Here is an 11,839-nt window from a genome sequence, read left to right as displayed (position 1 = left end):
TTTTTTCAACCGCCGCAACGGCGAACGCCTGATGCGCCGTATGCAGAGCCTGTTCGGACGCGCCAACACGCAAACCGAAGACATCGACATCCTGCGCGGTTTCTTCAATACGCTGCAACACCGACTGAAGGACAGGCAGCCTTAAATCCGCGCCGTCCGAATCCGGTTTTCAGACGGCATTTCCGGTCAGGCAGAATACGGGAAAACAATGAATTACGCCCTAGACGCATTATGGTGGAAACTCACCAGCCAACCCGTCCGCGACCTCGCCTCGCTGCTGACTGCGCCGCCTTTGTGGCAAAGCAGTTGCGAATTGGGCGTGCGCGAACTATTGGGGGAACATGGTTTCCGCTATCTTTTGGCATTGGACGCCGATCCCTCGCCATTGACGGATTACCTTGCCCGACGCGCCCCGTTCGGACACCGTCTCGGCATTTATGCCGAAAATCTGCTGGCTTTTTGGTTTGCCAACGCACCGCACGCCCAACTGCTTGCACACAACCTGGCGGTTTCCGATTCAGACAGCGGCACGCAAGGCGCGGCGGATTTTTTGGCAACGCTGGACGGCGAACCCTGCCATATCGAGCTGACCTGCAAATATTACGGCGGCACGGGCAAACCCGAAGACATGCGCGGACTCGACTCCAAAGACACGCTGTTGGGAAAAGCCGCCAAGCTGTCTGCCCAACTTGCCCTGTTCCGCACTTCAGACGGCATCCGAACCTTGCGGCGGCACGGTTTGCCGCTTGACGTAAAACCCGTTTCCATCGTGCGCGGCATCGGATTTTTTCCGCAAGGTTTCAACGCCTTTGAGCCGCCGCTTAATCCATACGGCTGGCGCGGTATCTATATTCAAGATTGGGCGGAATACGGGTTTGAACGCCGAGAAGCGCGCTACCATCTGCTCGACCGCATGGCCTATCTCGCGCCTGCGCGTGTCGCCAAAACCGAAACATTAAACGAAACCGAAATCCGCCGCATCGACAATGGTTTGATTGCCGTTTTGGAATGTCGGCCGGACGGCTTTTGGCACGAAATCGAACGTATTATGAAGGCCGTCTGAAACCATTTCCCCACTTTAAGAGAACCCATTAATGATGAACGCCGCACAACTCGACCATACCGCCAAAGTTTTGGCTGAAATGCTGACTTTCAAACAGCCTTCCGATGCCGTCCTCTCCGCCTATTTCCGCGAACACAAAAAGCTCGGCCGCCAAGACCGCCACGAAATCGCCGAAACCGCCTTCGCCGCCCTGCGCCATTATCAAAAAATCAGTACCGCCCTGCGCCGTCCGCACGCGCAGCCGCGCAAAGCCGCACTCGCCGCACTGGTTCTCGGCAGAAGTACCAACATCAGCCAAATCAAAGACCTGCTTGATGAAGAAGAAACAGAGTTCCTCGGCAATTTGAAAGCCCGCAAAACCGAGTTTTCAGACGGCCTGAATACCGCCGCAGAATTGCCGCAATGGCTGGTGGAACAACTGAAACAGCATTGGAGCGAAGAAGAAATCCTCGCCTTCGGCCGCAGCATCAACCAACCTGCCCCGCTCGACATCCGCGTCAATACCTTGAAAGGCAAACGCGATAAAGTGCTGCCATTGTTGCAAGCCGAAAGTGCCGATGCGGAGGCAACGCCTTATTCGCCTTGGGGCATCCGCCTGAAAAACAAAATCGCGCTTAACAAACACGAACTGTTTTTGGACGGCACGCTGGAAGTCCAAGACGAAGGCAGCCAGCTGCTTGCTTTATTGGTGGGCGCAAAACGCGGCGAAATCATTGTCGATTTCTGTGCCGGCGCAGGCGGCAAAACCCTCGCCGTCGGCGCGCAAATGGCGAACAAAGGCAGAATCTACGCCTTCGACATCGCCGAAAAACGCCTTGCCAACCTCAAACCGCGCATGACCCGTGCCGGACTGACCAACATCCACCCTGAACGCATCAGCAGTGAACAAGATACCCGTATCGCCCGACTGGCAGGCAAAGCCGACCGTGTGTTAGTGGACGCACCCTGCTCCGGCTTAGGCACACTGCGCCGCAATCCCGACCTCAAATACCGCCAATCCGCCGAGACCGTCGCCAAACTTTTGGAACAGCAACACAGCATCCTCGATGCCGCCTCCAAACTGGTGAAACCGCAAGGACGCTTGGTGTACGCCACTTGCAGCGTGCTGCCCGAAGAAAACGAGCTGCAAGTCGAACGTTTCCTGTCCGAACATCCCGAGTTTGAACTCGTCAACTGCGCCGAACTGCTGCAAAGTCTGAAGGTCGATTTGGATACCGGCAAATACCTGCGCCTCAACTCCGGAGAACACCAAACCGACGGCTTCTTTGCCGCCGTATTGCAACGCAAATAAACCGGTTTGAACAAAATGCCGTCCGAACCCTTTTCAAAGCGTTCAGACGGCATTTCATCAATTAAAAATATCAAAAACCGATTCAACACCAAAGGCAGAAGCACGCGCCCATCGGATTTTATACGCGCCGGACTGCAATTTTCTTTTTCTTTGTCGAAATATACGGTAGCATAAGCATATTCCAATGATATTTTTGGGAATCTGTTTTATCCCAATATATAAAGCACCATATAAGGCGGAGTTTCTTCTTTGCTTTGAGCCGAACCCGGAAAAGACACCGCCAGAGCCGGCCCTGATTCTGCCCGGCAGCCAACCATCAAGGAAACCCTAATGAACTTTTCTTTATCCGTCATCACACTTACCCTCGCCTCTTTCCTGACCGTCCCGCCTGCCGGAGCCGCCGTCTTTACTTGGAAGGACGGCGGCGGCAACAGCTATTCGGATGTGCCGAAACAGCTTCATCCCGACCAAAGCCAAATCTTAAACCTGCGGACGCGCCAAACCAAACCGGCGGTCAAGCCCAAACCTACCGTCGATAAGAATGCGGACAGTGCGAAGGAAAACGAAAAGGATATTGCCGAAAAAAACGGGCAGCTTGAGGAAGAAAAGAAAAAAATTGCCGAAACAGAACGGCAGAACAAAGAAGAAAACTGCCGGATTTCAAAAATGAACCTGAAGGCGGTGGGAAACTCAAATGCGAAAAACAAGGATGATTTGATTCGGAAATACAATAACGATGTGAACAAATACTGCCGTTAATCGGCTCTAGCGCAAACCCGATGCCGTCTGAAGCGGCACGGGGTTTGTTTATTTCTGCCAGTAGGTTTTGACGTTGACGAACTCGTACAGCCCGAATTCGGACAATTCGCGCCCGTAACCGGAATCTTTGACTCCGCCGAAAGGCAGGCGCAAATCGCTGCTGGTATGGCGGTTGATAAACACCGATCCCGCCTGTATTTTTTCGGCAAACCGCCAAGCGCGTTCGGTATCGGCGGTATAAATACAGGCACCTAACCCGAACGGGGAATCATTGGCGAGCGCGATGGCGTGTTCTTCGTTTGCCGCACGCAAAATCAGGGCGACGGGGCCGAATACTTCTTCATACCAGACGCGGCAGGCAGGATTTACCCTGTCTAAAACCGTCGCGGGGTAAAACCAGCCTCGCCCTTGTGGGATTTTTCCGCCGGTCAGGCATACCGCGCCGTTTGAAACGGCATCTTCGACCTGCCCGTGAACCCGGTCCCGCAAATCTTCACGGTGCAGCGGTGCAAGCGTGGTATCGGGATGTTTGGGGTCGCCCATTTTCAATTTGGCACATTCGGCAAGAAACAGCGGAATAAAGCGGTCGGCTGCTGCTTCAGTTACGATGATGCGTTTGGCGGCGTTGCACGATTGCCCCGCATCGCGGAAACGGGAATAACAGGCTTCTGCGGCGGCGCGTTCCAAGTCGGCATCGGGCATCACGATAAAGGCGTTGCTGCCGCCGAGCTCCAACACGGTTTTCTTAAGGTTTGCGCCCGCATGTGCCGCAAGGATGCGCCCCGTATGCGTCGAACCGGTAAACGCCATTGCATCGGTGTGTTCGATGGCTTTGAGTGTGTCTTGATTGTCCAGCCACGCGCCTGCCAAAGGAATGCCGTCTGAAGCCAAATCGAACAGTGCCTGACTGACGCGTGCCACGCTGGGTGCGGGTTTGACGGCGCACGCGTTGCCCGCGCACATAGCGGGAACGGCGAAACGCAATACCTGCCAGACGGGATAGTTCCAAGGCATGACGGCAAACACCACGCCCAAAGGCTCGAAGCGCACCTGACTCAAACTCGCCTGCGTCGCGATGGTTTTGTGGGCGAGCAGTTCGGGGGCGAGGCGGGCGTAATAGCGTATCAGCTCGATAGACTTGCCGATTTCCGCGCGGCATTCGTGCAGGCAGCGGCCGACTTCCTCGCACACCATTTCCGCAAAACGCTCTTTCTCCGCCTCCAAACGGTCGGCAAATTTTTGCAGGCGCGCGGCACGTTCGGTTACGCCCAGTTGCGCGAACGCCCCGCCGCGCATTTTCAAATCCGCCAGCCGCCGTTCAAACTCCGCATAATCTTGAGCGGGGCGGCGGTAAAGCGTTTCGCCCGTAAATACATTGACACTGTGAAACATCGAATCAACCTGCCAGTTGCGGGAATATCGTTTTCAGTCCCGACACAATAATCTCCACCGATACCGCCGCCAGCATCATACCCATAATGCGGTTTAAAATCGTCAGCCCCGTCGTGCCCAGCAGGCGGCTGACCTTCCCGGCAACGATTAAAATGGCATAACAAATCGCACTAACCACCAAACCGGCCGCGATAATCAGCACGATGTCGCTGTACGTTTTGGCTGCCGAAGCGTAAATAATCACGGTCGAAATACCGCCCGGGCCGATGGTGATCGGTATGGCGATGGGCACGACGGCAATCGCCCCGGCATTGCGGGCGGGGCGCGCCTGCCCCGTTTCCGGCTGCGCGCCGAGATTCTGCTTGGCGGGATTGTCGTTGCCGTTCATCATCGAAATAGCGATCAGCAGCACCAAAATCCCGCCGCCGACCTGAAACGAACCGACGCTGATGCCCAAAACCTTCAACAGCGCACCGCCGATCAGCGCAAATACCGCAATCACGGCAAACACGGCGACGGCAGCCGTCCGCGCGACTTTCCTGCGCTCCTTCGTGCTGTGCCCGTTGGTCAGGTCAAGGTAAAGCGACAACGCACTAAACGGATTAATCAGCACCAAAAAAGCCACAATCAGCTTGCCGATTTCCATACCCAATCCCATTATTTCCCCTCCTTCAAACCCGTACGGCAGGCATCCGATGCTGCAAATTGCCGCCGCAACGGATTTTTCCGTTATAATTAAAAATTCAAGCAATACGCCCCATCATACCCGAACGACGGTATCTTTACCATCAGACAAGGATGCTTTTCATGGCACTGACACTTGCCGACGTAGACAAAATCGCCCGACTCTCCCGACTGCACCTGACTGCGGAAGAAAAAGAAAAATCGCTTCAAGAATTAAACGACATTTTCACTATGGTCGAACAGATGCAAACCATTAACACAGACGGCATCGAACCGATGGCGCACCCGCACGAGGCCGCCCTGCGCCTGCGCGAAGACGAAGTAACCGAAACCGACCGCGCCGCCGAATATCAGGCGGTCGCGCCGGAAGTACGCAACCGCCTGTACATCGTACCGCAAGTTATCGAAGAATAATCCGAATACGCTTCAGACGGCATCAAAAATACCGCCTGAAACCCTTTAGGGATGGAAGATTTATGACACAATACACATTAAAACAGGCAAGCGTCCTGTTGCAGTCCAAACAGATTTCCGCCGTCGAACTGGCAAGCGCATACCTTGCCGCCATCGCCGAAAAAAATCCCGCCCTCAACGGCTATATCACCATCAACCAAGATAAAACCCTTGCCGAAGCCCGTGCCGCCGACGAACGCATCGCTCAGGGCAACGGCTCCGTGCTTACCGGCGTACCCGTCGCCTACAAGGATATTTTCTGCCAAACCGGCTGGCGCAGCGCGTGCGCTTCCAAAATGCTCGACAACTTCATCTCCCCCTACACCGCCACCGTCGTCCAAAACCTGCTCGACGAAGGCATGGTAACGCTCGGCCGCACCAATATGGACGAGTTTGCCATGGGTTCGACCAACGAAACCTCGTTCTACGGCGCAACCAAAAATCCGTGGAATCTTGAGCATGTACCCGGTGGTTCGTCCGGCGGTTCCGCCGCCGTCGTTGCCGCACGTCTCGCCCCTGCCGCGCTCGGTTCGGACACCGGCGGCTCTATCCGCCAGCCTGCTTCACACTGCGGCATTACCGGTATCAAACCTACCTACGGCACGGTTTCCCGCTTCGGCATGGTCGCCTACGCCTCCAGCTTCGACCAGGCCGGCCCGATGGCGCAAACTGCCGAAGACTGCGCGATTCTGTTAAACGCGATGGCAGGTTTCGACCCCAAAGACTCCACCAGCCTCGAACGCGAAAAAGAAGACTACACCCGCGATTTGGACAAACCGCTCAAAGGTGTGAAAATCGGCCTGCCCAAAGAATACTTCAGCGAAGGCAACAGCACCGATGTTCAGACGGCATTGCAACATACCATCGACCTCCTCAAAACCCAAGGCGCGGAATTGGTCGAAGTTTCCCTGCCGCAAACCAAGCTGTCCATCCCCGCCTACTACGTCCTCGCCTCCGCAGAAGCCAGTACCAACCTTTCACGTTACGACGGCGTACGTTACGGACACCGTGCCGCCCAATTCGGCGATTTGGAAGAAATGTACGGCAAAACCCGCGCCGAAGGTTTCGGCAGCGAAGTCAAACGCCGCATCATGATCGGCACTTATGTACTGTCACACGGCTACTACGATGCCTACTATCTCAAAGCCCAAAAACTGCGCCGCCTCGTTGCCGATGATTTTCAGACGGCATTTGCACGGTGCGACCTCATCCTCGCGCCGACCGCACCCACTGCCGCCCCCAAAATCGGAGCGGATGCTTCGCCGGTTGAAACCTACTTGAGCGATATCTATACCATCGCCGTCAACCTCGCAGGACTGCCCGCATTGACCCTGCCCGCAGGCTTCAGCGGCGGCGGACTGCCCATCGGCGTTCAGCTTATCGGCAACTACTTCGCCGAAGCCCGAATACTCGGTGCGGCACACCAAATCCAACTCAACAGCGATTGGCATCAAAAAACCTGTAAATAAAATCATCGTAAAAAATTCCGTCCTCCGGAATTTAAAGCAATTTGAAAAGGTTATATGGAATAATTCTTACACCGTGCATATCGGTTGCACGCTGTAATACTCCATAAACAGTTATGCTTATGTTGGACACTTATGACGACACCCTATACCTTTCCCGGTTTTAAGGAAATATTTGCTACCTCTTCGTATTATGGATTTAAACATTTAAAATTCAGAATACGCTGCTTGGCCGCGCTTCCTCAAATTAAACAATTTGAGAATTTCATCAATGCTTCTCCATGCTGGCGCACTTTTTTCCAAAAGTCGGCAGCAGCAAGCTATCCATTGATACATACCTACTTGGATAAGAGGTTTATCTTTGCATCAGACCGTTTGGAGGCATTAATCACCGATTTGACAAGGGCGGAGAAATTATTCGGTTCTTCTGTAATTGAGAAATTCAACCAGGAACAACCTTATGTTTTAGCCCAAATAAACGATCATTTAACCTTGCAGCTGAATCGCAACGACCTCTGCAGCAATGAAGGTTTTTGGGCTGTTTCCTTAAGGGACGAGTCAGGAAAACGCCTTTACACGTCGACATTTGCTTTCACAAAAGACAACGGGCTGCTCATTACTTCGGTACAGGGCCCCGCCGGTGAAGACGCAAAAGACATCGTGCGCTCTTTAACCAAAACCATGTACGGCCTGCGCCCGCAGCAATTCATGATCATTGTTTTACAACTGCTGGCCGCGCGTTTTAGGATTAACAGCCTGCTTGGGATTTCACAGGAACATCATGTTAAAATCCGCTGGAAATTAAAAAAAAGGGTGTTAATTAATTACAATGAGTTTTGGCAGTCTGTCCAAGGACAAAAACTAAGCAACGGTTATTGGTCTCTTCCGCAAAGCTTCCCTAGGAAATCAGAAGCAGAAATAGAGAGCAAAAAACGTTCGATGTATAGGAAACGCCATCAAATGCTCGATGATATCGAGAATTCCATTAATCAGAAATTTGTTTGAGAAAGCTTCAACATGACCTGGGAAACCGTAATCGGCTTGGAAATCCATGTCCAATTGAACACCAAATCCAAAATCTTCAGCGGCGCATCGACCGCATTCGGCGCAGAACCCAACGCGCACGCCAGCGTGGTTGAATGTGCGCTGCCGGGCGTACTGCCGGTAATGAACCGTGAAGTCGTTGAAAAAGCCATCAAATTGGGTTTGGCTTTAAATGCGAAAATCAATCAGAAAAACGTGTTCGACCGTAAAAACTACTTCTATCCCGACTTACCAAAAGGCTATCAAATCAGTCAGTTGGACTTACCGATTGTCGAACACGGCAAATTGGAAATCGTAGTCGGCGACGATGTGAAAACCATCAACGTAACCCGTGCGCACATGGAAGAAGACGCAGGCAAGTCCGTGCATGAAGGCTTGAACGGCGCGACCGGTATCGACCTGAATCGTGCCGGTACGCCGCTGTTGGAAGTCGTATCGGAACCCGAAATGCGCTCCGCCGCCGAAGCCGTTGCCTACGCCAAAGCCTTGCACAGCTTGGTAACATGGCTGGACATCTGCGACGGCAATATGGCGGAAGGTTCGTTCCGCGTCGATGCCAACGTATCCGTGCGCCCGAAAGGTCAAGCAGAGTTCGGCACGCGCCGCGAGATTAAAAACCTCAATTCCTTCCGCTTCTTGGAGCAGGCGATTAATTACGAAGCGGAAGCGCAAATCGAGATTTTGGAAGACGGCGGCAAAGTACAGCAGGCAACCATGCTGTTCGACCCTGAAAAAGGCGAAACCCGAGTGATGCGCCTGAAAGAAGACGCGCAAGACTACCGCTACTTCCCCGACCCCGATTTGCTGCCCGTCATCATTTCAGACGCTCAAATGCAAAAAGCCAAAGCAGAAATGCCCGAGTTGCCGAAAGAAATGGCGGCGCGTTTCGTGGCGGATTACGGCGTGTCCGAATACGACGCGCGCCTGCTGACCGCAAGCCGTGCGCAGGCTGCCTATTTTGAAGAAGCCGCCAAAGAGAGCGGACAAGGCAAGCCGACTGCCAACTGGATGAACGGCGAACTCGCCGCCGCGCTGAACAAAGCCGGCCTGGAACTTGCCGACAGCCCGATTACCGCCCCGCGCCTCGCTGCGCTGGTGGGCAAAATCGCCGATGGCACATTAAGCGGCAAACTGGCGAAAAAAGCCTTTGAGGCCATGTGGGCAGAACCCGAATCCACCATTGCCGAAATCATTGAAAAACACGGCTTGCAGCAAATGACCGATACCGGCGCAGTTGAAGCCATTGTGGACGAAGTGCTGGCAAACAACGCCAAAGCCGTGGAACAATTCAAATCCGGCAACGAAAAAGCCCTGAATGCGATTGTGGGGCAAGTGATGAAGGCCAGCAAAGGCAAAGCCAATCCCGCGCAAGTTCAAGAACTGATTAAAGCCAAACTGGCCTGATAAGCAAGATGCCGTCTGAAACCCAAATCCGACGTTCAGACGGCATTTTCACAGTCTGACCACATTAAAACAGCATAAAAAACAATATTCCATGAACCACACCGTTACCCTGCCCGACCAAACCACCTTTACCGTCAACGAAGGCGAAACCGTTTTAGCCGCCGCCTCCCGTCAAAACCTCAATCTGCCCCATTCCTGCAAAAGCGGTGTCTGCGGACAATGCAAAGCCGAACTGGTCAGCGGCGATATTCAAATGGGCGGACACTCGGAACAGGCTTTATCCGAAGCAGAAAAAGCGCAAGGCAAGATTTTGATGTGCCGCACCACCGCGCAAAGCGACATCAGCCTCAACATCCCCGGCTACAACCCCAACGCCCTCCCCGTCCGCACCCTGCCAGCACGCATCGAAAATATGGTTTTCAAACACGATGTCGCCCTCTTGAAACTTGCCCTGCCCAAAGCCCCGCCGTTTGCCTTCTATGCCGGGCAATACATTGATTTACTGCTGCCGGGCAACGTCAGCCGCAGCTACTCCATCGCCAATTCGCCCGACCAAGAAGGCATTTTGGAACTGCACATCCGCAGGCGCGAAAACGGTATCTGCTCGGAAATGATTTTCGGCAGCGAACCCAAAGTCAAAGAAAAAGGCATCGTCCGCGTTAAAGGCCCGCTCGGTTCGTTTACCTTGCAGGAAGATAGCGGCAAACCCGTCATCCTGCTGGCAACCGGCACAGGCTACGCCCCCATCCGCAGCATCCTGCTCGACCTTATCCGCCAAGACAGCAACCGCGCCGTCCATCTTTACTGGGGTGCGCGTCATCAAGATGATTTGTATGCCCTCGAAGAAGCACAAGGGTTGGCAGACCGTCTGAAAAACGCCCGCTTCACCCCCGTATTGTCCCGCCCCGGAGAGGACTGGCAAGGAAGAAAAGGGCACGTACAAGACATCGCGGCACAAGACCATCCCGACCTGTCGGAATACGAAGTATTTGCCTGCGGCTCCCCTGCCATGACCGAACAGGCAAAGAATCTGTTTGTGCAACAGCATAAGCTGCCGGAAAACTTGTTTTTCTCCGACGCATTCACGCCGTCCGCATCATAATTCCCCGGTATAGTGAAAGGGCAGTAATTATGCAAAAAAAAATAATACTTTCTTTAAAAGAAAAAATAGAGGGTATAGGTAATAATGTAGATCATATCTTACTCGCAACTTTAATTCTTAAATGGTTACATGATTATCCTAGTTTAGAGAAAGAATTTTTAGATCACTATTCAAATATTTCTAAATTTATGAATATAGAAATTTCAGATATCCCTAATTATCCAATAAAAAAATCACTAATTAGTTTTTACGATTTAAAAGCTCTTAAACGGGAAATAGATATTTCCATGCAAAGAAAAAATTCATATATTTATCAATCGCTACAAAATTTTTTAGAGAATTTATTTATTATTCAAGAACCAGATATGGAATGTAATATTTGCCATGGCACTTATGGTTTTGATTTATGGAAGGAAATCGAGACTAATAGATTAGTTTATTGCTGCAAAACATGTGCATTCTCAGAATATGTTAATGGGGAATTTAGAAATAATGAAAATCACCTTACCATTCCAACAAATGATGATTTGAGTTTATTGAATACATAATTAATAGAACAAGTTATAGAAAACCATGTTTACATTTTTCATCATGAGAAGCTTATGACTAATAGAAAAATATTATTAATAATATCTTGCCTATTGATTGCTAGCTGCAGTTTTGTTGAAACTATTTTTTATATGGCTATTAGCCCAGAACCTGTTGTGGTAAACTTTCCTCTTGGTAAAAAAACAAAAAGATCTATTGAACTCAAACAGAAAATTGGTAAACCTTATGCAATATCGTTAGGAACTAATTTTATACATTATGATCCAAAACAGGGGGAGAGGTGGATTGATGATAAGTTAAACTATCCATATAATATATCGGTTAAAATATTTAAAGTGGAAGAAGATGGTAAAAAACTTATTATAGATGAGTTGCTTACGGAGAGAAGTAGAAAATCAGGAGGCGGAGTATTTGGAGCTGGGGGAAAATACAGTATGCATATTTATGATTTTTATTTGCCTGAAGGGGAATATTTATTTGAGATTTCTGATAATAGTGAATATATTCCACTTTACGATGAAATAAATAATTCTATAAGAATAGTAGTTAATGCACGAATTCAGTAAATTTTTCTAGAAATGTGGGGTTACTTATGGCTGATTATTTTGCGATAACTGTATTAAATCTTGTTT

At 51.3% G+C, this 11,839-nt stretch carries 12 protein-coding genes and 1 pseudogene; 11 read left to right on the top strand and 2 right to left on the bottom strand.

Going from position 1 to position 11,839, the window contains the following annotated elements; all coding sequences use genetic code 11:
• The 4 genes and pseudogenes from KEM39_RS01680 to KEM39_RS01665 form a co-directional block, all read left to right on the top strand.
• Positions 1 to 145: pseudogene (locus tag KEM39_RS01680) on the top strand (RNA methyltransferase); the annotation flags it as partial.
• Positions 146 to 208: 63 nt separating this feature from the next.
• On the top strand, positions 209 to 1,063 hold the full coding sequence (locus KEM39_RS01675) for a DUF1853 family protein (protein WP_118997189.1): 855 nt from the start codon (positions 209 to 211) through the stop codon (positions 1,061 to 1,063).
• Positions 1,064 to 1,097: 34 nt separating this feature from the next.
• A complete protein-coding gene (locus KEM39_RS01670) occupies positions 1,098 to 2,354 on the top strand; it encodes an RsmB/NOP family class I SAM-dependent RNA methyltransferase (RefSeq protein ID WP_118997190.1) in 1,257 nt (418 codons plus the stop codon).
• A gap of 330 nt (positions 2,355 to 2,684) precedes the next feature.
• Positions 2,685 to 3,113, top strand: coding sequence for a DUF4124 domain-containing protein (locus tag KEM39_RS01665; protein WP_118997191.1), 429 nt, complete (start codon positions 2,685 to 2,687; stop codon positions 3,111 to 3,113).
• Between the two features lie 48 nt (positions 3,114 to 3,161).
• On the opposite strand, the gene KEM39_RS01660 is transcribed toward KEM39_RS01665, so the two are convergent.
• Both KEM39_RS01660 and KEM39_RS01655 read right to left on the bottom strand, forming a co-directional pair.
• A complete protein-coding gene (locus tag KEM39_RS01660) occupies positions 3,162 to 4,505 on the bottom strand; it encodes an aldehyde dehydrogenase family protein (protein WP_118997192.1) in 1,344 nt (447 codons plus the stop codon).
• 4 nt (positions 4,506 to 4,509) lie between these two features.
• A complete protein-coding gene (locus KEM39_RS01655) occupies positions 4,510 to 5,163 on the bottom strand; it encodes a MarC family protein (protein ID WP_118997193.1) in 654 nt (217 codons plus the stop codon).
• 149 nt (positions 5,164 to 5,312) lie between these two features.
• Here KEM39_RS01655 and gatC point away from each other — a divergent pair, with 149 nt between their 5' ends.
• From gatC to KEM39_RS01620, 7 genes are all read left to right on the top strand, one after another.
• Positions 5,313 to 5,603, top strand: coding sequence for an Asp-tRNA(Asn)/Glu-tRNA(Gln) amidotransferase subunit GatC (gene gatC, locus KEM39_RS01650; protein ID WP_002239150.1), 291 nt, complete (start codon positions 5,313 to 5,315; stop codon positions 5,601 to 5,603).
• A gap of 62 nt (positions 5,604 to 5,665) precedes the next feature.
• Positions 5,666 to 7,111, top strand: coding sequence for an Asp-tRNA(Asn)/Glu-tRNA(Gln) amidotransferase subunit GatA (gatA, locus tag KEM39_RS01645; RefSeq protein ID WP_118997194.1), 1,446 nt, complete (start codon positions 5,666 to 5,668; stop codon positions 7,109 to 7,111).
• Positions 7,112 to 7,243: 132 nt separating this feature from the next.
• Positions 7,244 to 8,113, top strand: coding sequence for a DUF535 family protein (locus KEM39_RS01640; protein WP_118997195.1), 870 nt, complete (start codon positions 7,244 to 7,246; stop codon positions 8,111 to 8,113).
• Between the two features lie 12 nt (positions 8,114 to 8,125).
• Complete coding sequence (gene gatB / locus KEM39_RS01635; protein ID WP_211709514.1) at positions 8,126 to 9,556, top strand: Asp-tRNA(Asn)/Glu-tRNA(Gln) amidotransferase subunit GatB; 1,431 nt, start codon at positions 8,126 to 8,128, stop codon at positions 9,554 to 9,556.
• A gap of 91 nt (positions 9,557 to 9,647) precedes the next feature.
• Positions 9,648 to 10,658 carry a 2Fe-2S iron-sulfur cluster-binding protein gene (locus KEM39_RS01630; RefSeq protein WP_211709513.1) on the top strand — a complete coding sequence of 337 codons (1,011 nt, stop codon included), beginning with the start codon at positions 9,648 to 9,650 and terminating at the stop codon, positions 10,656 to 10,658.
• A 29-nt stretch (positions 10,659 to 10,687) separates the two neighbouring features.
• Positions 10,688 to 11,206, top strand: a complete 519-nt coding sequence (locus KEM39_RS01625) for a hypothetical protein (protein ID WP_003674604.1) — start codon at positions 10,688 to 10,690, stop codon at positions 11,204 to 11,206.
• Positions 11,207 to 11,260: 54 nt separating this feature from the next.
• Complete coding sequence (locus tag KEM39_RS01620) at positions 11,261 to 11,773, top strand: hypothetical protein (RefSeq protein ID WP_118997199.1); 513 nt, start codon at positions 11,261 to 11,263, stop codon at positions 11,771 to 11,773.
• Positions 11,774 to 11,839 lie beyond the last annotated feature (66 nt).

Source organism: Neisseria sp. Marseille-Q1983 (assembly GCF_018224585.1).
Taxonomy (GTDB): Bacteria; Pseudomonadota; Gammaproteobacteria; order Burkholderiales; family Neisseriaceae; genus Neisseria; species Neisseria polysaccharea.
Note: the sequence above shows the minus strand (reverse complement) of the source record. Positions and strands in the feature narration are given on the sequence as shown.

Excerpts from the sequence above, each read along its gene's own strand:
- KEM39_RS01640 (WP_118997195.1), top strand. The coding sequence starts at position 7,244 with ATGACGACACCCTATACCTTTCCCGGTTTTAAGGAAATATTTGCTACC.
- KEM39_RS01675 (WP_118997189.1), top strand. The coding sequence starts at position 209 with ATGAATTACGCCCTAGACGCATTATGGTGGAAACTCACCAGCCAACCC.
- gatC (WP_002239150.1), top strand. The coding sequence starts at position 5,313 with ATGGCACTGACACTTGCCGACGTAGACAAAATCGCCCGACTCTCCCGA.
- gatB (WP_211709514.1), top strand. The coding sequence starts at position 8,126 with ATGACCTGGGAAACCGTAATCGGCTTGGAAATCCATGTCCAATTGAAC.
- KEM39_RS01665 (WP_118997191.1), top strand. The coding sequence starts at position 2,685 with ATGAACTTTTCTTTATCCGTCATCACACTTACCCTCGCCTCTTTCCTG.
- KEM39_RS01660 (WP_118997192.1), bottom strand. The coding sequence starts at position 4,505 with ATGTTTCACAGTGTCAATGTATTTACGGGCGAAACGCTTTACCGCCGC.
- KEM39_RS01625 (WP_003674604.1), top strand. The coding sequence starts at position 10,688 with ATGCAAAAAAAAATAATACTTTCTTTAAAAGAAAAAATAGAGGGTATA.
- KEM39_RS01620 (WP_118997199.1), top strand. The coding sequence starts at position 11,261 with ATGACTAATAGAAAAATATTATTAATAATATCTTGCCTATTGATTGCT.
- gatA (WP_118997194.1), top strand. The coding sequence starts at position 5,666 with ATGACACAATACACATTAAAACAGGCAAGCGTCCTGTTGCAGTCCAAA.
- KEM39_RS01630 (WP_211709513.1), top strand. The coding sequence starts at position 9,648 with ATGAACCACACCGTTACCCTGCCCGACCAAACCACCTTTACCGTCAAC.
- KEM39_RS01670 (WP_118997190.1), top strand. The coding sequence starts at position 1,098 with ATGAACGCCGCACAACTCGACCATACCGCCAAAGTTTTGGCTGAAATG.
- KEM39_RS01655 (WP_118997193.1), bottom strand. The coding sequence starts at position 5,163 with ATGGGATTGGGTATGGAAATCGGCAAGCTGATTGTGGCTTTTTTGGTG.